The 23,407-nt window shown below is 44.8% G+C and carries 23 protein-coding genes and 1 pseudogene; 5 read left to right on the forward strand and 19 right to left on the reverse strand.

Features of this window, described 5'->3' with window-relative positions; genetic code table 11:
- Positions 1-10 precede the first annotated feature (10 nt).
- Together R3O62_RS12180 and R3O62_RS12185 are read left to right on the forward strand one after the other, a co-directional pair.
- Positions 11-2,047 (forward strand): alpha-ketoacid dehydrogenase subunit alpha/beta, encoded by a 2,037-nt coding sequence (locus tag R3O62_RS12180; RefSeq protein ID WP_005819279.1) that lies wholly within the window; start codon positions 11-13, stop codon positions 2,045-2,047.
- Between the two features lie 16 nt (positions 2,048-2,063).
- Positions 2,064-2,573: a flavodoxin gene (locus R3O62_RS12185; RefSeq protein WP_005809092.1), complete on the forward strand. Its 510-nt coding sequence runs from the start codon at positions 2,064-2,066 to the stop codon at positions 2,571-2,573.
- A 168-nt stretch (positions 2,574-2,741) separates the two neighbouring features.
- Here R3O62_RS12185 and prmA read toward each other — a convergent pair whose 3' ends face one another.
- On the reverse strand, positions 2,742-3,584 hold the full coding sequence (gene prmA / locus R3O62_RS12190; protein ID WP_005776412.1) for a 50S ribosomal protein L11 methyltransferase: 843 nt from the start codon (positions 3,582-3,584) through the stop codon (positions 2,742-2,744).
- Between the two features lie 210 nt (positions 3,585-3,794).
- On the opposite strand from prmA, the gene R3O62_RS12195 reads away from it, so the two are divergent.
- The gene (locus tag R3O62_RS12195; RefSeq protein ID WP_234164448.1) at positions 3,795-5,126 is read left to right on the forward strand and encodes a hypothetical protein; all 1,332 of its coding nucleotides are present in this window, start codon (positions 3,795-3,797) and stop codon (positions 5,124-5,126) included.
- A 34-nt stretch (positions 5,127-5,160) separates the two neighbouring features.
- On the forward strand, positions 5,161-6,831 hold the full coding sequence (locus tag R3O62_RS12200) for an OmpP1/FadL family transporter (protein WP_032531876.1): 1,671 nt from the start codon (positions 5,161-5,163) through the stop codon (positions 6,829-6,831).
- Positions 6,832-6,919: 88 nt separating this feature from the next.
- On the opposite strand, the gene R3O62_RS12205 is transcribed toward R3O62_RS12200, so the two are convergent.
- The 14 genes from R3O62_RS12205 to R3O62_RS12270 all read right to left on the reverse strand — a co-directional run bounded on the left by R3O62_RS12205 (position 6,920) and on the right by R3O62_RS12270 (position 17,489).
- Positions 6,920-7,387, reverse strand: a complete 468-nt coding sequence (locus R3O62_RS12205; protein ID WP_217737395.1) for a nucleoside deaminase — start codon at positions 7,385-7,387, stop codon at positions 6,920-6,922.
- A gap of 165 nt (positions 7,388-7,552) precedes the next feature.
- Positions 7,553-8,446, reverse strand: a complete 894-nt coding sequence (locus R3O62_RS12210; RefSeq protein ID WP_269109623.1) for a hypothetical protein — start codon at positions 8,444-8,446, stop codon at positions 7,553-7,555.
- Between the two features lie 13 nt (positions 8,447-8,459).
- Positions 8,460-8,909, reverse strand: a complete 450-nt coding sequence (locus tag R3O62_RS12215) for a DUF6108 family protein (protein WP_269109624.1) — start codon at positions 8,907-8,909, stop codon at positions 8,460-8,462.
- A gap of 28 nt (positions 8,910-8,937) precedes the next feature.
- Complete coding sequence (locus R3O62_RS12220) at positions 8,938-9,363, reverse strand: hypothetical protein (RefSeq protein ID WP_269109625.1); 426 nt, start codon at positions 9,361-9,363, stop codon at positions 8,938-8,940.
- The gene (locus tag R3O62_RS12225) at positions 9,360-9,881 is read right to left on the reverse strand and encodes an RNA polymerase sigma factor (protein ID WP_032539793.1); all 522 of its coding nucleotides are present in this window, start codon (positions 9,879-9,881) and stop codon (positions 9,360-9,362) included. Before R3O62_RS12225 ends, R3O62_RS12220 begins: the two co-directional genes overlap by 4 nt.
- Before the next feature lie 212 nt (positions 9,882-10,093).
- Positions 10,094-11,080, reverse strand: a complete 987-nt coding sequence (locus R3O62_RS12230) for a Gfo/Idh/MocA family protein (RefSeq protein WP_032531880.1) — start codon at positions 11,078-11,080, stop codon at positions 10,094-10,096.
- 194 nt (positions 11,081-11,274) lie between these two features.
- Positions 11,275-12,099 carry a transporter substrate-binding domain-containing protein gene (locus R3O62_RS12235; RefSeq protein ID WP_005809076.1) on the reverse strand — a complete coding sequence of 275 codons (825 nt, stop codon included), beginning with the start codon at positions 12,097-12,099 and terminating at the stop codon, positions 11,275-11,277.
- 8 nt (positions 12,100-12,107) lie between these two features.
- Entirely contained in the window at positions 12,108-14,150 is a 2,043-nt protein-coding gene (locus tag R3O62_RS12240; protein WP_032531881.1) for a putative porin, read from the reverse strand.
- A 122-nt stretch (positions 14,151-14,272) separates the two neighbouring features.
- The gene (locus R3O62_RS12245) at positions 14,273-14,815 is read right to left on the reverse strand and encodes a 2-oxoacid:acceptor oxidoreductase family protein (RefSeq protein ID WP_005776426.1); all 543 of its coding nucleotides are present in this window, start codon (positions 14,813-14,815) and stop codon (positions 14,273-14,275) included.
- 18 nt (positions 14,816-14,833) lie between these two features.
- On the reverse strand, positions 14,834-15,595 hold the full coding sequence (locus R3O62_RS12250; RefSeq protein ID WP_005776427.1) for a thiamine pyrophosphate-dependent enzyme: 762 nt from the start codon (positions 15,593-15,595) through the stop codon (positions 14,834-14,836).
- 94 nt (positions 15,596-15,689) lie between these two features.
- On the reverse strand, positions 15,690-15,863 hold the full coding sequence (locus R3O62_RS12255; protein WP_005776430.1) for a hypothetical protein: 174 nt from the start codon (positions 15,861-15,863) through the stop codon (positions 15,690-15,692).
- Positions 15,864-15,873: 10 nt separating this feature from the next.
- The gene (locus R3O62_RS12260; RefSeq protein ID WP_005776431.1) at positions 15,874-16,956 is read right to left on the reverse strand and encodes a 3-methyl-2-oxobutanoate dehydrogenase subunit VorB; all 1,083 of its coding nucleotides are present in this window, start codon (positions 16,954-16,956) and stop codon (positions 15,874-15,876) included.
- Between the two features lie 11 nt (positions 16,957-16,967).
- Complete coding sequence (locus R3O62_RS12265) at positions 16,968-17,195, reverse strand: 4Fe-4S dicluster domain-containing protein (protein ID WP_005776432.1); 228 nt, start codon at positions 17,193-17,195, stop codon at positions 16,968-16,970.
- 18 nt (positions 17,196-17,213) lie between these two features.
- On the reverse strand, positions 17,214-17,489 hold the full coding sequence (locus R3O62_RS12270) for a tetratricopeptide repeat protein (protein WP_317472614.1): 276 nt from the start codon (positions 17,487-17,489) through the stop codon (positions 17,214-17,216).
- A gap of 285 nt (positions 17,490-17,774) precedes the next feature.
- Between R3O62_RS12270 and R3O62_RS12275 the strand changes: the two are divergent.
- Positions 17,775-17,978 (forward strand): annotated as a pseudogene (locus R3O62_RS12275) (hypothetical protein); the annotation flags it as partial.
- A 213-nt stretch (positions 17,979-18,191) separates the two neighbouring features.
- Here the strand turns inward: R3O62_RS12275 and rpiB are convergent.
- From rpiB to R3O62_RS12295, 4 genes are all read right to left on the reverse strand, one after another.
- Positions 18,192-18,626 (reverse strand): ribose 5-phosphate isomerase B, encoded by a 435-nt coding sequence (gene rpiB / locus R3O62_RS12280; protein ID WP_005776435.1) that lies wholly within the window; start codon positions 18,624-18,626, stop codon positions 18,192-18,194.
- An 81-nt stretch (positions 18,627-18,707) separates the two neighbouring features.
- The gene (locus R3O62_RS12285) at positions 18,708-20,717 is read right to left on the reverse strand and encodes a transketolase family protein (RefSeq protein ID WP_005819299.1); all 2,010 of its coding nucleotides are present in this window, start codon (positions 20,715-20,717) and stop codon (positions 18,708-18,710) included.
- 154 nt (positions 20,718-20,871) lie between these two features.
- Entirely contained in the window at positions 20,872-22,026 is a 1,155-nt protein-coding gene (galK, locus tag R3O62_RS12290; protein ID WP_005776437.1) for a galactokinase, read from the reverse strand.
- 35 nt (positions 22,027-22,061) lie between these two features.
- On the reverse strand, positions 22,062-23,387 hold the full coding sequence (locus tag R3O62_RS12295) for an MFS transporter (protein ID WP_005809061.1): 1,326 nt from the start codon (positions 23,385-23,387) through the stop codon (positions 22,062-22,064).
- Positions 23,388-23,407: the final 20 nt, after the last annotated feature.

The raw sequence follows: 23,407 nt of genomic DNA on the forward strand, positions 1-23,407 counted from the left end.
AAGATTGAAAATGAAGAAATATGATATAAAAACCACTGACGAACAGACCCTCCGCAAGTGGTATCATTTGATGACCCTGGGTCGCGCTCTCGATGAGAAAGCACCCGCCTATCTGCTGCAATCCCTTGGCTGGTCTTATCATGCTCCTTATGCCGGACATGACGGTATCCAGCTCGCTATAGGGCAGGTCTTTACCCTTGGTGAAGACTATCTTTTCCCTTACTACCGGGATATGCTTACGGTTCTTTCTGCCGGAATGACACCGGAGGAGCTGATTTTGAACGGAATTTCGAAAGCTACCGATCCGGGCAGTGCCGGACGTCATATGTCCAATCACTTTGCCAAACCGGAATGGCACATCGAGAATATCTCTTCTGCTACCGGCACACATGATCTTCATGCGGCAGGCGTGGGACGCGCCATGGTATATTATGGACATAAAGGTGTTGCGATCACTTCACACGGAGAGTCCGCCACTTCCGAAGGCTTTGTCTATGAAGCCATCAACGGTGCCAGTAACGAACGTCTTCCGGTGATCTTTGTGTTTCAGGACAACGGTTACGGCATTTCTGTTCCCAAAAAGGATCAGACAGCCAACCGTAAAGTGGCCGATAATTTCTCCGGTTTTAAGAATCTCCGTATCATCCATTGCAATGGGAAAGATGTGTTCGACTCGATGAATGCCATGACCGAAGCTCGTGAGTTTGCTATTGCCAATCGTACTCCGGTCATTGTCCATGCTAATTGTGTCCGTATCGGTTCGCACTCCAATTCGGATAAGCATACGCTTTATCGTGACGAAAACGAGTTGGCTTATGTGAAAGAGGCCGATCCGTTGATGAAATTCCGCCGCATGCTATTGCGCTATAAACGCCTGACAGAGGAAGATCTCCAGCAAATAGAGGCTGCCGCTAAAAAGGAACTTGCCGCAGCCAATCGTAAGGCCTTGGCTGCTCCCGATCCGAAACCGGAAAGTATTTATGATTTTGTACTTCCCGAACCTTATATCCCTCAAAAGTATAAAGACGGGCTTCCGGGACCTGTTGAAGGAGAGAAGAGTTTTATGGTGAATGCCATCAACGAAACTCTCAAAGAAGAGTTCCGTCGTAACCCCGATACATTTATCTGGGGACAGGACGTAGCCAATAAGGATAAAGGAGGTGTATTCAATGTAACCAAAGGTATGCAGCAAGAGTTTGGTGATGCACGTGTATTCAGTGCCCCGATTGCTGAAGACTATATTGTGGGAACCGCTAACGGTATGTGTCGCTTCGACCCTAAAATACATGTTGTTATCGAAGGAGCTGAGTTTGCCGACTATTTTTGGCCAGCCGTAGAACAGTATGTGGAGTGTACGCACGAGTATTGGCGTAGTAACGGTAAGTTTACTCCTAATATAACACTTCGTCTGGCTTCCGGTGGTTACATTGGCGGTGGATTGTATCATTCGCAGAATCTCGAAGGGGCTCTTACGACTTTACCCGGTGCCCGCATCGTTTGTCCGTCGTTTGCCGACGATGCTGCCGGATTACTCCGTACCAGTATGCGTTCCAAAGGTTTCACTCTTTATCTGGAGCCGAAAGCACTTTACAACTCAGTAGAGGCTGCTGCTGTTGTGCCCGAAGAGTTTGAGGTCCCTTTTGGTAAAGCCCGTATCCGTCGTGAAGGGACCGACCTGACTGTAGTTACTTATGGGAATACGACTCATTTCTGCCTGAACGTAGCCGAACGTCTTGCTCAGGAGGGGTTGGGCAGTGTCGAAGTCATCGATCTCCGTTCGTTGATCCCATTGGATAAAGAGGCTATTTTTGCCTCTGTGCAGAAAACCGGTAAAGTATTGGTTGTACATGAAGATAAAGTCTTCTCCGGTTTCGGTGCTGAGATTGCCGCGCAGATTGCCGAAGAGATGTTCCGTTATCTGGATGCTCCGGTACAGCGTATTGGCTCCACCTTTACTCCGGTAGGTTTCAATCCGATATTAGAGCGTGCCATCCTGCCGAATGATGAAAAGATATATAAAGCAGCCAAAGAGTTGCTGGAATTTTAATTAAAAGCAAGCAATCATGAAAAAGATAGGAATATTTTATGCTGCCAAAGCTGATAAAACCTCTTGGGTAGCTGAAAAGATACAAAAGGAATTCGGTGCTTCCGCCGAGTCTGTGGCTATCGAAAATGCCTGGCAAAACGATTTTGAGGCTTATGACAACTTTATTGTCGGAGCTTCCACGTGGTTCGATGGTGAGTTGCCCACTTATTGGGACGAACTACTTCCCGAACTCCGTACTCTTCAGTTGAAAGGGAAGAAAGTTGCCATCTTCGGACTTGGCGACCAAGTGAAATATCCTGAAAACTTTGCCGATGGTATTGGTATTCTTGCCGAAGTATTTGAGAATGACGGAGCCACACTTGTTGGTTTCACCTCTATTGACGGATATAGTTTCGAACGCTCACGGTCTTTGCGGGATGACAAGTGGTGTGGACTGGTTATTGATATTGAAAATCAGTCGGAAATGACTGATAAACGAATAAAAGACTGGTGCAAACAGGTAAAAAAAGAGTTTGAGAGCCAATAAGGACCTTTCAAGAGTAACAAAGAACTTTATTCAGAGGTAAGCTACGCAAATCCCACTAATTTCTTTGATGGATACAAAATCAGAATATTTGTGGGATTTGCGTTTATTGCTATGTTTCCTGCTCTTTTAGATGATTGAGCACAGGATGAATGTTCAAAGGAACTTTAATTAGAGTACAAATTTTACTGCTGCCCACCGATTCTTTTCCTGATGGTGTACAAATGTAAATCCGTTCTTTTCCGCTTCCTGTCGGATGACCGGAATATCATCTACATAAAATCCGCTCATATATAGCTCCGATCCCGGGTGCATGCATGCTGCATACTGTTTCATGTCATTCAGTAAGATATTCCGGTTGATATTGGCTATTACTACATCGAATGGTCCTTTTCCTGCCAAAGCCGAAGCATCTCCCTGAGAAACGGCAATATCTGTCACTCCGTTCAGTTCGATGTTCTCTATCGAATTACGTACACACCATTCGTCAATATCGATGGCTGTACAAGGTTGAGCTCCCCGCATCCGTGCAAGGATGGCCAGGATTGAAGTTCCGCATCCCATATCCAGCAAGGACTTACCGGTTAGCTCACTATCTAACAGTTCACCGATAATCAGGCTGGTTGTTTCATGGTGACCCGTCCCGAAAGCCATCTGCGGATTGATCACGATGTCATATTCCGCTTTGGGCACGTCTTGATGGAATGTACTATGAATCACACAACGGTTTCCGATCACAATGGGCTGAAAGAAATTCTTTTCCCACTCTTCGTTCCAGTTTTTATCTTCAGCTTCGGTAAATACATAAGTAATTTCCGTATCCGGTATCGGGAAGTTTGCCAGTTCAGTTTTCAGCGTCTCTTCATTGTAGAGTGATTGTTGAATATAAGCAGTCAGTCCGCCTTCCCGTTCGACAAAACTTTCAAATCCGGCCTCACCCAACACGGCAGCCAGTACATCATTCACCGTTTCGGTGCAAGGATGGGTATCAAAAGTGAACTCAAAGTACTTCATAAGTGTTTTTTTTATTTGCAAAAGTACGATTTAAAGAGATAGAAACAAAGTAAACATTGTTTTTATCGGGTTGAGATTTGTTAAGTTAAAGAACGGCAAAATAGGGAAATCCCTATTATTGTTTGGGGAAAATCTATCCGGTAGCGTGAATACCTTGCTTATCTTTGTAACGTGAATAAAAAGATAAAGTAACCAATAAACCACGGAAATATGAAAAAGATTGTTTTATTATCGCTGTTTGCCCTGTGCCTTCCACTGGCTGTGATGGCACAAAGCAATAATGACGACCTTTATTTCGTGCCTTCTAAGGAGAAAAAGCAGGAAGCAGAAAAGACTCCTGTAAAGAAGGTACCGGAAAAAAGGACAGTCACCACGAATATTTATACGGCTCCGGGTACTACGGTAGTGGTTCAGGACCGTAAAGGAAACAAACGCGATATGCGTGATGTGGATGAGTATAACCGCCGTTACGATGCTAAAGATAATGAGTTCGCAATGGAGGACGATACATTATATGTAAAAGAAAAAGCTATCTCCGATCCGGATGGTGAATGGGTGAACGGGTTCAATGGCTCACAGGATGACTACGAGTATGCCGAACGTATCATTCGTTTCCGTAATCCTCGTTTTGCGGTAAGCATCAGCAGTCCGCTTTACTGGGACATTGTTTATGGAGCTAATTCTTGGGATTGGAATGTTTATACAGACGGTTTCTATGCTTATGCGTTCCCAACGTTTACCAACCGCTTGTGGTGGGATTGGCGTTATAACTCTTATGGTCCCGGATGGGGCTGGGGATGGGGATGGTCTTCACCTTATTACGCCTGGGGAGGCTATTATCCTGGTTATTGGGGTGGCTACTGGGGTGGTTACTGGGGCGGCTGGTATGGCGGCGGCTACTGGGGACATCACCATCATTATCATCCCGGATGGGGTGGTGGAGGCAGTTGGGCAGGAAGATACGATACTTATACCCGCCGTGGTTCGTCTGCTGTAAGAAGTAGCTATGGAAGTCCTTCAACTGTTCGTCGGTATGGTTCAGGTGCAGTTCGTTCCAATAGTGGTTCTGCTGTTCGTTCGTCCGGAACCTCCTCTTATAGCAGAGGACAAAATTCTGCCAGACGTGTGATTGGTACACGTGTAGTGGGAGAACGTCCGGGATCTACTACCCGTACAGATGCTTCTTCTTCACGCCGAAGCACTTATACGCGTCCAAGTAGTACACGCAGTAGTTCTTCTTACGAGGGTACTCGCGGTGGTGCTACTACCGGTTCTCCTTCTTACTCTGAGGGAGGCAGAAGGGCAAGTACTAGAAGTAGTTCTACTTATACCCGTGGCAGTTCGGCAACTCCTTCACGCAGTTATTCTAATGAAGGTACCACTCGTCGTTCGTACAACAGTACTCCTTCTCGTAGTAGCTCGTCTACGCGCAGTTATTCTTCACCATCCGGTAGCAGTTCACGTAGTTATTCTACTGGTGGCGGCGGTGGTTCTTCCCGTTCTTCCGGTGGAGGTGGCGGCTCTTCAAGAGGTAGAAGATAATAATGGAGATATTAACTTTAAAAGGCATTTGACGATGAAAAAAATAATAACTTTAGCAACTTTAGGGCTGCTGGTAGCAGCAGCCCCAATAGGTGCACAAACTGTGTACGATGCTGCCAAGATAACAGGAAAAGATCTGAATGGAACAGCCCGTTTTGTAGGAATGGGCGGTGCTATGGGGGCTTTGGGAGGTGATATCTCTACAATTGGAACTAACCCTGCGGGTATCGGTATTTATCGTAGCAATGATTTTATGACTTCTTTTGGCTTTTCTTCGTATGGGACCGAAAGTAAGTATTTAGGGAATAAATTAAGCTCGGATAAAATCCAAGGCTCTTTTGATAACCTGGGTTTTGTGTTTGCTACAAAAATAGGTAATGCAACTTCATTGCGTTATGTGAATTTTGGATTTAACTATCACAAGGCTAAGTCTTTTTATAAGAATATGAAGATGACAGGAGGACTTGGTAACAGTTCGCAGACCTATCAGATGGCCGAACAGGCAAGCGGTATATCAAAATGGGGAGATCATCCTTACGATGATCCGGAGATAGGATGGCTTTCCATATTGGGATATGACGGTTGGTTGATTAGTGATATTACAACTGATAAAATGAATGCAGCCGGCAAGCCTAATCCTCCGTATGTGGATAAAGATGGGAATCAAAGATATGACGTCAATGGTAAACCACTGTATACAACACCGGGCAATTATTATGGTATGTATGATGATGGTGTTGCCAACTTTAGCTCACAGGAACGTGGAGGAATCGATCAGTATGATTTTAATATTGCTTTCAATTTTAATGATCGGTTTTATCTGGGATTGACTATTGGAGCATATGCTGTTGATTATAGTAAGTACACTTATTATTCTGAAGCATATACAGGAGCACATGCACCACAGAATTACAACTTAAGAAGTTGGAATAAAGTAAGAGGTTCGGGCTTTGATGTAAAATTAGGTACAATTCTTCGTCCGTTCGAAGATTCTCCGTTCCGTATCGGTCTTGCTATCCATACTCCTACATTCTATAATTTGGATTATAAGACCAGTGCTTATTTGGAATCGGATGTGCTGAATGTTGAGACAGGGAAGATAGATCAGTGGTCTATAGATACAAGGGACAAGTTACCCGGAAATGGAGATATGGTACGTGAATTCCGGCTTCAGACTCCGTGGACTTACAATGTAAGTTTAGGATACACCGTGGGTACCAGTCTGGCATTAGGTGCTGAATATGAATATCAGGATTATTCAACGATGAAGTTCCGAGGACCGACCGGTTCAAGTTCAGAGTTTACGTTTGAAAATAGCACGAGACCTATGATGAAAGGTGTAAATACCCTCCGTCTTGGCCTTGAATATAAAGTGATTCCCCAGTTTGCTTTGCGTGCCGGTTATAATTACTCTTCGGCAATTTTCCATGGAGATGCTTTCAAAGATATGCCTTTTTATTCTATCCAGACAGATACTGATTGGGCAAATACGAAAGCTTTGAGCAATTATACTTTGGGTATTGGATATCGTGGATCTATGTTCTATGCAGATTTGGCTTATAAATTCTCTGCATATAAAGAAGATTTCTATCCGTTCGTAAATAAGTATGAGGAGAACAACGCAACTACGGTGCTGACACCGGAAACAACCAAGGTAACAAATACCCGTAGCCAGGTATTGTTTACTTTAGGTCTGCGTTTCTAAACAGATTCCCAAGCAATTAAATTATAACTTTTGTGTGTATAGAAATCCCCGAAGAACGATGCAGTGTTCTTCGGGGATTCTTGTTTTATCAGTACTCTATCTTATCTTCTTTCTTCATCCACTCCTCAAAAGCTTTGATTGCTTCGTCGTGAAGTAATATCTCGGATGGCAACTTCCTGTCATCAGGTTTCAGTTCCAATTCATCGTAGATAAACGAGTCGTCGAATCCGATGTTTTTGGCATCTGTCTTGTTATTGCCATAGTACATCTTGTCTAATCGGGCCCAATAGATAGCACCCAGGCACATGGGACATGGTTCGCAAGAGGTGTAAATCTCGTAACCGCTCAGGTTAAAAGTTCCCAGTTTTGAGGCGGCAGCACGGATAGCGCTTACTTCTGCGTGAGCGGTGGGATCGCACGAAGCTGTTACGCGGTTAACACCTGTGGCTACTATTTCTCCATTTTTTGCGATAACGGCTCCGAAAGGGCCTCCTCCGTTTGCTACATTTTCTTTGGAAAGCTCAATCGCTTTCCGCATTAGTTCTTCTTTGGTCATGTGATATAAAAAAATCTATCGTTGATATTGTTATCTGTTTTTTGCAAATATAAACAATAAGAACGATAGATTGTTCCTTCAAGTTAAGAAATCGGCCTATTCTTTACGGATTGACAGGTTACTTTCATCTGCCGGGATGCGGCGGCTGACCGCTGGGGGCTATTGTTACCAATACCAGCAGAGGCCGAAAGAGTAAGGATAAAGTTGGGGTCCTTTCTTGTGTTCGAAGAGGCTGTAGGTAGAATAGCGCAAATAAACTCCGATATCGCCATAACCTGCCTGTGCCAAAAGGTTGATACCTATCGGATGAACATTCAGGTTATTGCCTAAATTTTCTTTATGTCCGTTTACTTTCGCCTTTGACTTAACCCCGTGGCGGATTTCTGCCTCAAGTCCGGCTGAGAAGAATAGAGGACCGTGTCCGTTACTGTGGCTAAATCTTTTTTGCCATTCCAATGTTACCGGAATGCGGAAATAGAAATAGCGTAACCGGCTTTTGCTGTAAACTTCTTCATCTGGAATCCCCGGAACAATGTTTGTGATTCCATCGGTTTGTCTGAAAGCGTAGTTGCCACCCAGACGGAAGGAGCGATATCCCCAGCCTAAGCCTGTCGTTATGCCCCATTGGCGATCACGTGAGAGCGTCAGGGAACCTTGAAACAGGTTAAAACCAATTTCCCAAGACTTATTTGCATTGACGTCCAATCCGTTCGGAGTGTTGAAATTGATACCGTCGGAGAGCCGTGCGTATCCCATATAGATCCCGGCAATATGCGGTTCAAACCGGTAATAGTTCTTTCTCTTGACAAAAGGCATGGTGAATGCTGTGCGGCGTTCGGTTGTTTGTCCGTCCGTATAGATTCCTTCGAATATCTGATCGTTCTCTATCGTATCGCCGCGCGAAGACTGTTCGTAAAGTTTTACCTTTATTTTCCCCTCTTTTTCTTTAATCAGGATTTTGCGTCCGTTTACGTAAAGAGTCGTGTCTTGCGAAACGCTTTCTTGAGCCATTCCCGCCATCGGGATCAGCATAAACAGTAATAAATAAATGTGTTTCATACTCTTATAATGTTTAGTTTTTCTTCATAAATAACATGGTTACCAAATCATCTGCATCCAACTCGCCTTCGATGTAAATCAAGGTAGCCGAGCCTTTCTTGCCGGTTTTGAAGAGGATGAACCGGTTGACATCTTCTTTTAGTTGGGGTAACTGATAATAGCCGGACTGTATTTGTCCGCCTGCTACTACTTCCTTTACTTTCCTGGCCTTTCTCTTGTCGGCTTCCAGGCAGTTGAGAATATCGGGCAAAGCTTCTTCGACGTCTTTAAAAACAAGGCTTTTATAGAGAGTCATCTGATAGGTTTCCAGCATCTCATTGGATAACTCTACCATAGTCACTCCTTTCTGTTTGCCGTATTTCTGGAATATGGAAGCTATTTGCAGTCCCTGTTGTGCTCTTACCATGCCCGAGGCAACGGTGAGCAGCAGGACAATCCATGTGGTGCGAATGACTTTATTCATACATCGTTTCTTTTATTGTTTTCTTTTTTTATTCGGAGAATAGCGTGGCAAACACTTCCTCTTCGCTGATACTGACATCACGGAATGCTACCATGGCCTGTTCGCGCACCAGTCGGGTGTCGGTATAGCATTTTCCGTCGATGATTACATAATTTCCGGTAGAGGTGCTGAAATGTTGGTTGAGGCCGGCGATACCCAGCACAATCAACATTCCGGCAGCTATTCCGCTGAATATGTATAGTAGACGGCGGCGCAGAGGAACAGAAGTTTTCGGAACTCCGGAGCCGGCAGTCTTGCTTTGCCGGTTCTCTTCGCTGAAGAAAGCAAACATCGGACCATACATCTGCAGATGTTCCGGTACGATGCCCTGAGTGAAAAAACGGCGGAGCTCACGTTCTTCCTCACAGTTGGTTTCCCCTTCAAAATACTTGTTCAATAATTCTTCTATATTCATGCTTCGTTTCTCCTTTTTCTTTGTTGTATGGTTTGTTGGTAAATGTCTCTCACTTTTTTCCGTGCCCTGCTTAGGTTGCTGCGGATGGCTTCGGCACCGCATCCTGTTATCTCGGCGATTTCCTCGTTTTCATACTCTTCAACATCTTTCATCCTCAGGATGGTTTGTTGCAGAGGTGGTAGCGTGCCGATTATTTCGCGCATCAGGCGGAATTCGTCTTTCTCTTCCAGTAAGCGTTCGGGGGTGGCAGACGGACTGGCAGCTTGTACGCTGTCGAGCGATAGGTTGTCCATATGTTTTCCCCGCCAGATGTCCATACAGGTATGGTGCGTCATTGTCATGGCAAGTGCTTCAATGCTGTGGTACTCGTCCAGTTTCAGGCGGAGGTTCCATAGTTTCAGCATTACTTCTTGCACGGCATCTTCAGCATCCGAATGGTCATCGGTCAACTTCCGCGCATAATTAAGTAATTTGTTGCGGAGTGGAAGAACGGCTATTTTGAATTGTTTTAGTTCCATTTACATAAGCAAGACGGAAGAGGAAGGAAAACGTGACATGGAAAAGATAAAAAAAACGATGAACTAATTATCAGCGCTGAACGATCAATGATGAATGGTGCTTTAATAGGCCGAAAGCATAAGGAAAAAACAATCTCTATTGTTCATCAGTCATTGTTCACCGTTGATCGTTCAGCGTGGATGATTCATTCATCGTTCAAAACGTTTATCGTTTAGATCTTTCCAAGTATTTTATCCATGACCCAATTGGTAGTTGTGGCACTTTCGCCGTCACAGGAACAAGTCGATTTTCCAAGAAGATGGTCTACCACGGCTTGAATCAAAGGCTGCTGCACGTGTTCGGGGTTTTCTACAACTATTTCTTCACGTCCTCTTTCGGTGTGAAGGGCAATCGGGTCATAGGTGAATACGGAGAAACAGATCATGCCATTATCACCGATAATCTCAATGCGGTCTTCGCGAGCCGAATCATGGGCAACGAAGCACCATGAACCGCTTCCTACCAGACCGTTGTCGAACTGGAAACAAGCACTCAATGTATCTTCTGCTGGATAAAGTCCCCCACGGTTACTCTTATATCCGCTGGCTTCAAGAATACAACCGAACATTTCCTGTAGAAGATCGATCTGGTGGGGGGCAAGGTCATAAAAATATCCTCCTCCGGCAATGTCTGCCTGTACACGCCAAGGCAGGTTCTCTCTGTTGTAATCCAGGTCGCGTGGGGGTTGAGCGAAACGGATCTGTACGTTAATCACATTTCCGATAATTCCTTTGTCTACCAGTTCCTTGACTTTCATAAAGTAAGGCAGATAACGTCGGTAGTAAGCTACAAAGCAAGGCACTCCTGTCTCTTGAGAAATACGGTTGATACGGGCGCATTCTTCGTAAGTTTGTGCCATTGGCTTTTCGATATATACCGGTTTTCCGGCTTTCATGGACATGATGGCATAAGTGGCGTGTGAAGAGGGAGGAGTGGCTATGTATACGGCATTTACATCCGGGTCGTCAATCAGCTCCTGTGCATCGTCATACCACTTCGGAATGTTCCGTTCTTTGGCATAAGCTTTGGCCTTATTGCCGTCACGACTCATGACTGCTATGACTTTGGAACCTTCTACTTTCTGAAAGGCAGGTCCGCTTTTGTATTTGGTTACTTCTCCGCAACCAATGAATCCCCATTTTATAATCTTATCGCTCATATCTTTTTTATTTATCCATCCGCAAATATACTCAATTCTGCTGAAAGCGACGAATGATTTACAGTTATCATAATAGAGACTCTCTGTGCCCGTTTCTTAGTTTACATTCTCCGGTTGCACAACTCCGTATGCTACCAGTTGCGCAACTGGTAATCGTAGTCTTTAAATGAATTGGAAAGAAGGGGAGGGAGTTGTTACTGCTTTCCGTAGTATTTACGATAGATGGCCTGATATTCACCTTTCTTTCGGAAGCCGGACAGCCATGTATTCAGGCTGTCGAGCAGAGCAGGGGACTGCTTGCTGACTCCCCACGAGTAAAATTGGGTGAAACTGATGGCGGTATTAATATCGAGTTGAGGCAATGAATCTGCGGCCATCCGGGCTATACTCTCGTCGCATACGGCAAAATCGATATCTCCATGCGCAACCATTGCGATCAGTTGTTCGGAACCATATTTTGCTACTTCGTTTACGTAGATTGTATCACCTATTTCATTGCTGAGGTTGTGTATCCGAAGAATGGATGGAGAACCTTTTACGACGTTCAGTGTTTTGCCGGCCAGGTCGAGTTGGCTTCTGATGGCAAGCGAGTCGTTTTCTTCGGCTTTGCGTTGCACCAGGACTTGTTTGCTCAAGATAATGGGTGAGGTGAGGAGCAGGGAGTCTTTCAGTTCACTTGTTGTCGGTATACCATAAGCTACTACGTCATAGGTGCCATTGGCCAATCCTTCCAGCCGTTGGTTGAAACTCATCACCGGGGAGACCTGTACTTGCAAGCCCTTGTCACGGGCAAATGCCTCTATCAGTTCATAATGAAATCCCGAAACGGTATCTCCATCCACATAAAAACTGATGGAGTTATATTCCGTGGCGGCATGGAGGATGCCGCTTTCTTCGATCTCTGCGTAGTCGCGCGGATGTCCTTGCGGCTTCTCTTTACGAGGCCAGAATGTGACAACGAGGGCTGATATCAGTCCTAATACTACATATCTCAGATATTTAGGCTTCAATAGATTCATGGTAGCGATTAATCGTAGAAGTTCCAGGAAACACCGATCTTAAACAGGCGCGGATTGATGGGATAGTGGGGCGACAGGAAGTAATTCGAGTTACCCATTCCCTGATTGACGTGATACATCATTGCGAAAAGACGCGTGCGTTTCAGTTGCAGGTTGGCATATACATTGATGATGGGGTAACCGCCAATCTTTACCTGATCGTCTTCCGGTTGCAGATGAAACTGCTGGATGGCCGGGGTATATGCCGGGGCATAATACTTGGTAAAATAGCGTACATCGGCTCCCAACTGCACATGAAGCACTTTTTTCGCCAAGGTTGTCTGGATGTAGAAATTATGGTAAAGTGAAAGCTCCGGTAAGGGCAATACGGTAGTGTTGCTCGACTTTTGCCAGGTCACTTCATTGTCCAGATGGAAAATACCCAATCGGAAATTCTGCGACAGAGTGGCGGAAAGCACCTGAATATTACCGTCATTCTGCTGAGGGAGTGCCTTTTGATTGAAGTACGTATAGTTTTTAATATTTTCTACTCCGGCTTTCAGGTGGGTCTGCCAATGCTCGATGTTCAGCTCGCCTTCCAGGCGTGTGCGGAACTCTTTGTCCATATTGTCATTATCCCAGTAGAAGTATTTAGAATGATAATGACGCATATAAAATGCCGGGAGGGTATTACTGATTGATCCACGGGCAATAAAGCTGACCGTATCTTTCCATAAGCGGAAGTTCAGGTCGAGATCGGCATTGACACGGAACTGCCCAATCGCTTTATCCAGAATACCTACTTCGCCCATGGCACGGTAATGGAGCGTTTTTCCCTGACGTTTGGCCAATTCACCCCCGACAAAAACTTCGTGTTCACTGTATTTATCTACACTCACGGAGTCTCTGTCCATTAGCCGGTAATTGCTTAGCTTATGTGAGATAAAGGCAGTCAATCCGGCTTTGGCATATTTATTAAAACCTTCAAGCAAAGCGATTCCCAATGTATTTTTTACTCCGATATAGCTGGTAGAGTCATTCACCAGCTTATTGCCCGGCTGGATATACGCTTCCGGGTAGATTTTGTACAATTCGTCCTCCGAAGTGAACTGGTGGCGGGCACGTTCCACTTTCATTGTATGGATGAAGCTGGTAACCGGAACAAATTCCGTCTTTTCCGTACTGGTGGTATCGTCTTTGGCTTTGGCCACTTCACGAGTGAATCCCAGTTTGTAACGTTGGGTGAGGAATATGTAAAAGTCCTTGTTACGATTGGCACTTTTGCTTAACAGGGTGGGAATGTTCTGTGATTCATATTCCTTTTTTCCCTCTGCCATTTCTTCCGGGCGGGTGATATAACGGTCATCGGTGATACCGCCGTTTTCATTCATCTTTAGATAGTTGTTGCTATAAAGCAATGTCGCTTCGTAGCGGTCGCCTATATAACTTCCGAAGAGTGCGGCATTAAAGAAAGAAGTGTTTTGATTGTTGTAATATCCCCGTCCGTACAGATAATCGAAATTGAAACCAAATGCCAGTTGTTTGTTTACATTTACTGAGAAATAGGACTTAAATCGCTCCTCTCCGTTCACCTTATTGCCGGCTTTATAGTAGGTAAGATTGGTGAAAGGTACGTTACTGTTGGTAAAGTTGAATTCGTCAGGACGGACAAAAAAACTGGAGAATGGCTCCATAAAAATGGTCGGTTCTGCGTCACGGCGTTCGAAAAAGAGACGTGACAGGCGGGGAGAACCTAAGTTACCCAGATAATTATAATGCCCTCTCAGGCCTTCCACTAAATTGGTGTTTTGAAACATGTGGGTTGCCGTATCAGCGGGTATTTTCTGGATTGTTCCCAGGTTTTCGCTGACATGCCACATATAGAGTTTTGGGGGAAGTCCTTGTATTTCAACGTCTGTACTGTCCTCATGCACCCGCATGGCCGGGTCTATCTGGTTACCGTTGGCATCTCTACCGGTACGGGGATCGACTTGTTGTGTAGGATTGAACTGTGCCTGTGCGGTCAGTAAACCTACGACAAGGAGTATATATGTAAGTAGGATTCGTCTCATAATTAGCCGCAAAGATACTTATTAAAATGAGAATTGAGAATTGAATTTTAAAAATTATCCGGTTTCCCGGGCTGTGGCATAGCTAATAATTTTTAAATTTCGATTCTCAATTCTCGGTCGGCTTAAACCTCTCTGATCAGTTCCATACCTTTTTTGATGGCTTCTTCATTCATCGGAATCAAGTGATGGTGACGTTCGGGTAATGTTTTCTTCAGGCCTTTCACTACATTCTCTAATGTAACGATGGGGCGAAGCTTCAGTAATCCTCCCAGTACAATCATGTTGAATGCCTTGGCATTGTTCATCTCGTTGGCCGCGTCCATTGCGTCGATGCGGTATACTTTGATATCTTTGCGGGTAGGAGGGTTAATGATTCCGTATCCGTCATAAATCAGGATACCTCCCGGTTTCACACGGCTTTCGAACTTTTCAAGTGACGGCTGATTCAGAATGATGGCTGTGTCATATTTACTCAAAATCGGTGAGGATATTTTGTCGTCGCTTACAATGACTGTAACGTTGGCTGTACCGCCACGTTGTTCAGGACCATAAGCCGGCATCCAGGTCACTTCTTTGCCTTCCATCAGTCCGGAGTAAGCTAAAATCTTTCCCATAGACAGTACACCCTGTCCACCGAATCCTGCTATAATTATTTCTTCTTTCATCTTAATAATATTAAATTATTATTTATCTTTCAGGTCGCCCAAAGGATAGAACGGGAACATGTGTTCTTCCATCCATTTGTTGGCTTTCTCCGGAGTCATTTTCCATCCGGAACTACAGGTTGAAACGATTTCTACCAAGTTGGAACCTTTTCCGTTCATTGAGTTCTCGAATGCTTTACGAATCGCTTTTTTAGCTTTTCGGATGGCGGGAACTGTTTGTACCGATTGGCGGGTTACGTAAGCTGTACCTTCCAGTTGAGCAGCGATTTCAGTAATCTTCAGCGGATAGCCGTGGAGTTCCGGATCACGTCCGTAAGGGCAGGTAGCCGTCTTCATTCCCATCAGGGTTGTAGGAGCCATTTGTCCTCCGGTCATACCGTAGATGGCGTTGTTGATGAAGACAATCGTAATATTTTCACCACGATTCAGTGCATGGATGGTTTCTGCCGTACCGATGCAGGCAAGGTCGCCGTCTCCCTGGTAAGTAAATACCAGGCGGTCAGGCCAGAGGCGCTTGATGGCTGTGGCAAGCGCGGGTGCACGTCCATGGGCAGCCTCTTGCCAGTCGATGTCAAGGTAATTATATATGAATACAGCGCAACCTACAGGTGAGATACCGACTGCTTTGTCTTCCAATCCCATTTCCTCAATTACTTCGGCAATCAGTTTATGTACCACGCCGTGGCTGCAACCCGGGCAATAGTGCATGCCATTGTCATTCATCAGAGTCGGTTTTTTATAAACCAGATTCTCGGGCTTGATTATTTCTTCTTTCGTCATAACTTCTTTTTTTTATCTTTAAGTCACTGAACTTATGGTTTTAAGTTCGGAGGTTTTAAGTCTCACGGATTTGAAAACACAAAAACTCAGAAACTTATCTGTTGGTGAACCGTATAAAAAACTCCATCAGCTTGACAAAGATTGCCGCGCCGCATACGTAGATAAACACCTTAAAGTCATCCTTCGCTACGAAGTAGGTGATAATAGCCGCCAGGGCCAATATCATAAACAGTATGTTCAATACGTTTCTTATTTTATCGGGATTCATCGTACTGTAGTTATTTGATTAATTGTTCTTTCAATGCAGTTACTATTTCGTCCGGGTCAGGAACAATGCCTCCCAGGCGGCCGAAATGTTCTACTTTCACTTTTCCGTTTACCGCTAAGCGGACGTCTTCTACCATCTGTCCGGCGTTCAGCTCAGTTACCAGCATACCTTTTACCTTATTGGCATACTCGGCAATTGCTTTTGTCGGGAACGGCCATAAAGTGATGGGACGAAGCATACCGACTTTAATGCCTTCTTCACGTGCCAGCTCCATGGCTTTCTGACCGATACGTGCCATTGAGCCAAAAGCTACGATCAGATATTCTGCATCTTCGCAGTCTATTTCTTCGAAACGTACTTCGTTTTCTTCAATTACTCTGTACTTCGCCTGGAAGCGCAGGTTGTTCTTTTCCATCTCTTCCGGACGCAACTCCAGTGAAGTAATGATGTTGGGCTTGCGGTCTTTCGTCTTTCCGGTAGAAGCCCAAGGACATTGTGCTATGACTTCTGCTTCCGTACGACGAGCTTTGGCGGGAGGAAGAACGACTTTTTCCATCATCTGTCCGATGACACCATCTGCAAGGATGATTGCCGGATTGCGATATTTAAACGCAAGCTCGAAAGCGAGTCCGACAAAATCTGCCATTTCCTGAACAGATGCCGGAGCCAGTGCGATAAGTTTATAGTCGCCATGCCCTCCTCCTTTCACTGTCTGGAAATAGTCTGCCTGACTGGGCTGGATGGTACCCAATCCGGGACCACCGCGCATCACATTCACGATCAGACATGGAAGTTCGGCACCTGCCAGATAAGAGATACCTTCCTGTTTCAGGCTGACACCGGGGCTTGATGATGAAGTCATCACCATTTTGCCGCTGCCGGCACCGCCATAAACCATATTGATAGCTGCCACTTCACTTTCTGCCTGAAGAACTACCATACCGGTAGTTTCCCAGGGTCTCAGTTCGGCAAGAGTTTCCAACACCTCCGATTGCGGAGTAATAGGATATCCGAAGTATCCGTCGGCACCACAGCGGATGGCCGCATGGGCGATGGCTTCGTTTCCTTTCATTAATACAACTTCTTCTGCCATATTCTTTTCTTTTATTCTACTTTAACTTTATAAACAGAGATACATCCGTCCGGGCATACAGTTGCGCATGAACTGCATCCGTTACAGGTATCTTCAAGAATCTGCTGGGCATAATTATACCCTTTTACATTCACCTCTTTGGCGAGGGATATTACGTTGAGCGGACAAGCTACCACACACAGGTTGCACCCCTTGCAACGCTCCGTGTCGACTACGATTGCTCCTTTGATTTTTGCCATAATCTGTCTTTATTACGTTTATTGATTATACATATCTTTATTGTAGAAATTTAAAATATCCATCACCATCTTGCGTGCCTGGAGAGCCGGGCTGTCGGGATTGAGTTCGATGGCGGATTGATAATTGTTGAGAGCTTTTTGCCAGTTTCCCAATTTGCGGTAAGCATTTCCCATCAGATAGTAAGCTTCATCTTTTTCGACTGGTTCAGTCCGGAGAAATTCGTCAAGTGCCTGAAGCGCCTTTTCTATATCTCCTTGGTTGATAAGCTCTTTGATGGTTTTCAGTTGATCCATATCTTTTGATTTTCCGGATTATTGAGTCACAAAGATAGCTTTTTATCTTTTAACCTGTTCATCTCTATTGTGAAAAATAGGAAAACCGAAGAAAATAGAGATCTGAGTATAGTATGCCTCTTTGTCAATCTGATACTCTTTTGATGTGTTTGTAGGTATTTGTAGCTCCTACTGTTTACAATTCTTTGATTATATCAGACTTTTGAAGAATTATGTTTTTTATATCTTAATGTGCTTAATTTAAGGTATTCTTATCACTTGGTAATCAATGAACTTCTTCTTCCGGGAAATGTATTACGGGAGTTTTATCCGGAAGGTGCTTTGAAAAGCGAAGCGGAGATTAAAGAAGGAAAACGTCATGGTCGTTACCGTGAATATTACGAAAATGGTAAACTGAAATTCCGTGGGAAGTATGCAAATAATCAACCTAAAGGTACGTGGAAATATTATACTGAAGAAGGTGAGTCTGAACGTAAGGAGAAGCACTGATAGAGAAGTATGCCGGATTGCCTGTAAATAGAAGAGGGTGTGTCGAAACTCACCACCGAGGACACAGAGTAACACAGAGATGATTTTAAGTTGTTGATTATTAGCAAAAAAAGACTCTGTGCTACTCTGTCTTACTCCGTGGTGAAAAGAGTTTCGACACAGCCTCGTATTATTATAAGAATTGGCGTTCTACTGATATGAGACCGTATGGTTTTACTTTACCGGGATCTTATCAATACGTTTTTGATGGCGTCCGCCCTCAAATTCAGTCGAGAAGAACTCCGTCATAATCATGTCCGCTTCTTCGGTACTGATATAACGGCCGGGCATGACCAGTACGTTTGCATCGTTGTGCAGGCGTGCCATGTGTGCAATTTCTGCTGACCAGCAAAGTGCCGCACGTATACCTTGATGTTTGTTAAGTGTCATACTGATACCGTTTCCACTGCCACAAATGGCAATTCCCGGATAGCATTCACCGGCTTCTACAGCCAGAGCCAGCGGGTGGGCAAAGTCGGGATAGTCACAGCTGTCTGTCGAGTATGTTCCAAAGTCTTTGTATTCCCAGCCTTTTGCTTCCAGCCAACCTCTTACATATTCTTTTAATTCAAAACCGGCATGGTCGCAACAAATTCCAATTTTCTTCATTTTTCTTTAATGTGCTAATATAGTGAATGTGCTAATGCCCCAGTCCGGAAGAACTGGCACATTAGCACATTGAATGATTGATCAGAGCATTGATTTTACCTGATTGTATACGTTTTCTGCTGTGAATCCAAGCTTTTCATCCAGTACTTTGTATGGTGCGGAGAAACCGAAGGACTCAAGACCGAATACTTTACCGTTGGAACCTACCAGACCTTCAAGATTCACCGGTAGTCCGGCTGTCAGACCAAATACTTTGGCACCTGCAGGGAGTATCGATTCCTGATATTCTTTACTTTGATTGCGGAACAATCCTTCGGACGGAGCAGAAACGATGCGGACTTTTACACCTTCTTTGCGCAGAAGTTCGGCACCGGCAACCAGTGTGGAAACTTCCGATCCCGAAGCTACCAGGATTACATCTGGATTTTCATCGGCATCTGCAATGATGTAAGCACCTTTAGCAGCCTGTGAATAATCGGTTCCTACGGGCAGGTTAACGATGTTCTGGCGTGAAAGGATCAGTGCTGTAGGAGTCGACATATTTTCCATGGCGAGCTTCCACGCAATTGTTGTTTCTTCTACATCTGCCGGACGGAGTACCAACATCGAGTTGTGTCCTTTATGGTTTTTCAGCTTTTCAAGCAGACGTACTTGTGCTTCTTGCTCTACCGGTTCGTGAGTAGGTCCGTCTTCTCCGACACGGAATGCATCGTGAGTCCAGATAAACTTCACCGGTTGCTCCATCAGGGCAGCCATGCGAAGAGCCGGTTTCATATAGTCCGAGAAGACAAAAAATGTACCGCATGCAGCAATAATACCTCCGTGCAGAGACATACCGATGCAGATGCAAGCCATACTCAACTCAGAAACTCCTGCTTGCAGGAAGGCACCGCTGAAGTCGCCTTTTTTGAATGCATGGGTCTTTTTCAGGAAACCGTCTGTTTTGTCTGAATTAGACAAGTCAGCCGAAGACACGATCATATTTTCTACCTGAGTGGCCAATGCACCTAATACGGTTGCAGACCCGGCACGGGTTGCTCCGCCTGCTTTCTGTTCTATGGCATCCCAATTTACTTTCGGGGCTTTTCCTGAGAAGAACTCTGTCAATTTAGCGGCCAGTTCGGGATTCGCCTTTGCCCATTCTGCTTTGGCTGCATATTTTCCGGCAACAATTTTTTTCAGCTCTTCCGCGCGTTTTGCGTACAGTTCGGCCACTTCGGGGAATATAGTGAATGGAGCTTCCGGATTTCCACCTAGATTCTTGATTGTATTTACATATGCGTCACCGCCTAACGGTGCACCGTGTGTTGCACAATCGGCTTCATAACTGGTTCCATCTGCCCGGCGTGCTCCTTTACCCATGGTGGTTTTACCGATGATCAGGGTCGGACGGCTCTTCTCAGCTTTGGCTTCAATCAAAGCTTTACGTATTTCGTCCGGGTCATTGCCGTTGATTGTGATTACTTTCCAGTCCCATGCTTCATATTTCATGGCTACGTTTTCGGTTGTCACATCTTCTGTGTTGGTAGAAAGCTGTACGTCGTTTGAATCGTAGAACATAATCAGGTTGTCCAGTCCGAGTGTACCGGCTATACGGCCTGCACCTTGGGAAATTTCTTCCTGGATACCTCCGTCAGATATGTATGCGTAGATAGTCTGGTTCATTATTTCGCCGAAGCGGGCTTTCAGGAATTTTGCTGCAATGGCTGCACCTACTGCATAAGTGTGTCCTTGTCCCAGCGGGCCGGAAGTGTTTTCAACGCCACGGTCTACATTCACTTCAGGGTGTCCCGGAGTAGGGCTGCCCCACTGACGGAATTGCTTTAATTCGTCCAATGTATATTTTCCGGTGAAAGCCAATACGGAATAAAGCATCGGTGACATGTGTCCCGGGTCGAGGAAAAAGCGGTCGCGACCTTCCCAACGTGGATTTTGCGGATCGTATACCAAAAACTCAGAGAAGAGTACGTTCACAAAATCAGCACCGCCCATGGCGCCTCCCGGGTGTCCCGAATTGGCTTTTTCTACCATCGACGCAGCTAATATGCGGATATTATCAGCCGCACGATTCATAAGTTTACTATCGTTCATATCTATTGATTAATTTAGTTTTTTCAGATTTTTCGCAAAGATAACCTTTTAGTGGGATTTATCTACCATAAAAAGATAGCTTTTTTACATAACAAAAAGAAAGGCACATCTGTTTAGGATGTGCCTTGCCTTCTGAATATTAGTTTTTAAATCTTTATGCCAGTTTTCTTGAACCGTCACTGATAACTACATCATACACTTTCGGGCTTCTGCCGAATTTAGCTTTAAATGATTCTTTGGCTTTTTCGATGAAGTTGTCATACAATTCGTCTTTTACCAGGTTAATGGTGCAACCACCGAAACCGCCACCCATTACACGTGAGCCGGTTACGCCACATTCTTTAGCGCAGTCGTTCAAGAAGTCAAGCTCTTCGCAGCTTACCTCGTAAAGTTTGCTCATGCCATGGTGAGTTTCATACATTTTCTTGCCTACGGTTTCGTAATCTCCTTTTTCCAGAGCATCACATACATCGAGTACGCGTTGGATTTCTTCGATTACATATTCGGCACGCATATAATCTTCTGCACTGATATCAGCTTTTGCTTCTGCCAGCATATCCATTGTACAGTCACGCAGGAATTCTACATGAGGATGTTTTTTCTGGATAGCAGCTACGGCAGCTTCACAGCTCTGACGGCGTTTGTTGTATGCTGATGAAGCCAGTTCATGTTTTACAACCGAATCAAGCAATACCAGACGATAACCTTCCGGTTTGAACGGGAAGTACTGGTACTCCAGAGAACGGCAGTCCAAGCGGATCAGGCTGCCTTCTTTTCCGAATACAGAAGCAAACTGGTCCATAATACCACAGTTTACACCACAATAGTTGTGTTCTGTAGCCTGTCCTATTTTGGCTAATTCAAACTTGTCTATTTTATTCTCACCGAACAGATCATTCAGTGCGAAAGCATAAGTACTTTCCAAAGCTGCTGAAGAGGACATACCCGCACCCAGAGGCACATCTCCGGAAAAAGCTGTATTGAATCCTTTTACATCAACACCACGTTTGATCATTTCACGGCATACGCCGAATATATATCTTGCCCAACTGGCGCGCGGAGCATCTTCTTCGTTCAATCCGAAAGTAACATAATCTTTCAGGTCGATAGAATAAGCATTTACTTTGTCTGTGCCATTTGGCTTGATTTCGGCAATCATTCCTTTATCGATAGCTCCCGGGAAAACAAATCCGCCATTGTAGTCGGTATGTTCGCCAATGAGATTGATACGGCCCGGAGAGGCATATACAAATCCTGTAGTTCCATCAAAATGTTTGATGAAGCGACTTCTTACGTGTTCTATATCCATGATCGTTTTGGTATTAAAAGTTATTATTTATGTTTTTATTCAACAGGAATATCCTTATTTACATTCTTGCAACCTACAAGTGCATAATACAGCATGTATGCTACAGCTGCGAAGATTACCCAGTAACTTGCAATATAACTGCTGGTTACATCGGCTACAGCGCCCTGGATCAGCGGGAGAATACCACCACCGCAAACCATTACCATGAAGATACCGGAAGCCATTGCTGTGTATTTACCCAATCCTTCTACTGCCAGATTGAAGATACCACCCCACATGATAGAAGTACAGAGTCCGCAAAGTGCGAAGAACATGATTCCTACAGGTACTGTTTCCATACCGAAGCCGATGCTGGCACCTCCTTTAAATACAGGCATAGCTACTGTTGTTGCACTGGGGGCAAACATACCGATCAGCAAGAAGATCAGAGCCAGTGAAGAAACTACTGTCAACTGAGTTTTACTTGAGAACTTAGCTCCCAAAGCACCTCCACACAGACGGCCGATCATCATTAGGAACCAATAGGTGCCTACGATTGAACCTGCCATAGCTGTATCCATACCGAATCCTTTGGCACCTGCCGCATCCGGTGAAGTGGTCAGGAACAGGTTAATAAAGTTAGGAATACCTACTTCCACACCTACATATACGAAAATAGCAACTGTTCCGAGAACGAAGTGGCGGAATGAAAGCGGGCTGTGAGTGTCTTTTACTTTATGATCGCTTGCACTTTCTTTGTGAGGCTCGGGAATGTCCATGATGGCCAATACGATGAATACGACAGCGAAGATACCCATAGCGATGAACAATGCAGGGTTAGCATCACTGATACGTGTATCCTGGCTGATGGTACCGATCAGATAACCACCCAATACCGGAACGATCGTAGCAGAAATAGAATTCAGAGAACCACCGAACTGGATCAATTGATTACCCTTTTTACCACCACCTGCAAGTGTATTCAACAGCGGGTTTACTACCGCATTCAACATACACATTGAGAAACCTGAAACAAAAGCACCGGTCAGATAAACCCAGAATACAGTCAGTTCGCCCGGCTGATAGTCCATCTGTCCCGATAGCACTTGAATGCCTACTCCGATAAATCCTACGGCTACGGCAGTAAGGGCAGTCTTTTTGTAACCGATTCTTTTGAGCATCATACCTGCCGGCAGTCCCATAAAGGCATAAGCTATGAAGTTGGCTGCATTACCCAGCTGCGTCATCCAGTTGGCAGCCTGGAATTGCTCTTTTACAATAAGTCCGAGCGGATTAGTAAGTCCTGTTACAAATGAAATCATTGCGAAAAGCGCAAACATCATTGCAATAGGCAACACATAATTCTTTTTTTGTTGTGTCATGGTTTTTAAAAAGTTGTTAG

This window comes from Bacteroides hominis, from assembly GCF_033042785.2.
Lineage (GTDB): Bacteria > Bacteroidota > Bacteroidia > Bacteroidales > Bacteroidaceae > Bacteroides > Bacteroides hominis.

Coding starts and splice junctions, on each gene's coding strand:
- R3O62_RS12180 (WP_005819279.1), top strand. CDS start 11: ATGAAGAAATATGATATAAAAACCACTGACGAACAGACCCTCCGCAAG.
- R3O62_RS12185 (WP_005809092.1), top strand. CDS start 2,064: ATGAAAAAGATAGGAATATTTTATGCTGCCAAAGCTGATAAAACCTCT.
- prmA (WP_005776412.1), bottom strand. CDS start 3,584: ATGAAGTACTTTGAGTTCACTTTTGATACCCATCCTTGCACCGAAACG.
- R3O62_RS12195 (WP_234164448.1), top strand. CDS start 3,795: ATGAAAAAGATTGTTTTATTATCGCTGTTTGCCCTGTGCCTTCCACTG.
- R3O62_RS12200 (WP_032531876.1), top strand. CDS start 5,161: ATGAAAAAAATAATAACTTTAGCAACTTTAGGGCTGCTGGTAGCAGCA.
- R3O62_RS12205 (WP_217737395.1), bottom strand. CDS start 7,387: ATGACCAAAGAAGAACTAATGCGGAAAGCGATTGAGCTTTCCAAAGAA.
- R3O62_RS12210 (WP_269109623.1), bottom strand. CDS start 8,446: ATGAAACACATTTATTTATTACTGTTTATGCTGATCCCGATGGCGGGA.
- R3O62_RS12215 (WP_269109624.1), bottom strand. CDS start 8,909: ATGAATAAAGTCATTCGCACCACATGGATTGTCCTGCTGCTCACCGTT.
- R3O62_RS12220 (WP_269109625.1), bottom strand. CDS start 9,363: ATGAATATAGAAGAATTATTGAACAAGTATTTTGAAGGGGAAACCAAC.
- R3O62_RS12225 (WP_032539793.1), bottom strand. CDS start 9,881: ATGGAACTAAAACAATTCAAAATAGCCGTTCTTCCACTCCGCAACAAA.
- R3O62_RS12230 (WP_032531880.1), bottom strand. CDS start 11,080: ATGAGCGATAAGATTATAAAATGGGGATTCATTGGTTGCGGAGAAGTA.
- R3O62_RS12235 (WP_005809076.1), bottom strand. CDS start 12,099: ATGAATCTATTGAAGCCTAAATATCTGAGATATGTAGTATTAGGACTG.
- R3O62_RS12240 (WP_032531881.1), bottom strand. CDS start 14,150: ATGAGACGAATCCTACTTACATATATACTCCTTGTCGTAGGTTTACTG.
- R3O62_RS12245 (WP_005776426.1), bottom strand. CDS start 14,815: ATGAAAGAAGAAATAATTATAGCAGGATTCGGTGGACAGGGTGTACTG.
- R3O62_RS12250 (WP_005776427.1), bottom strand. CDS start 15,595: ATGACGAAAGAAGAAATAATCAAGCCCGAGAATCTGGTTTATAAAAAA.
- R3O62_RS12255 (WP_005776430.1), bottom strand. CDS start 15,863: ATGAATCCCGATAAAATAAGAAACGTATTGAACATACTGTTTATGATA.
- R3O62_RS12260 (WP_005776431.1), bottom strand. CDS start 16,956: ATGGCAGAAGAAGTTGTATTAATGAAAGGAAACGAAGCCATCGCCCAT.
- R3O62_RS12265 (WP_005776432.1), bottom strand. CDS start 17,195: ATGGCAAAAATCAAAGGAGCAATCGTAGTCGACACGGAGCGTTGCAAG.
- R3O62_RS12270 (WP_317472614.1), bottom strand. CDS start 17,489: ATGGATCAACTGAAAACCATCAAAGAGCTTATCAACCAAGGAGATATA.
- rpiB (WP_005776435.1), bottom strand. CDS start 18,626: ATGAAGAAAATTGGAATTTGTTGCGACCATGCCGGTTTTGAATTAAAA.
- R3O62_RS12285 (WP_005819299.1), bottom strand. CDS start 20,717: ATGAACGATAGTAAACTTATGAATCGTGCGGCTGATAATATCCGCATA.
- galK (WP_005776437.1), bottom strand. CDS start 22,026: ATGGATATAGAACACGTAAGAAGTCGCTTCATCAAACATTTTGATGGA.
- R3O62_RS12295 (WP_005809061.1), bottom strand. CDS start 23,387: ATGACACAACAAAAAAAGAATTATGTGTTGCCTATTGCAATGATGTTT.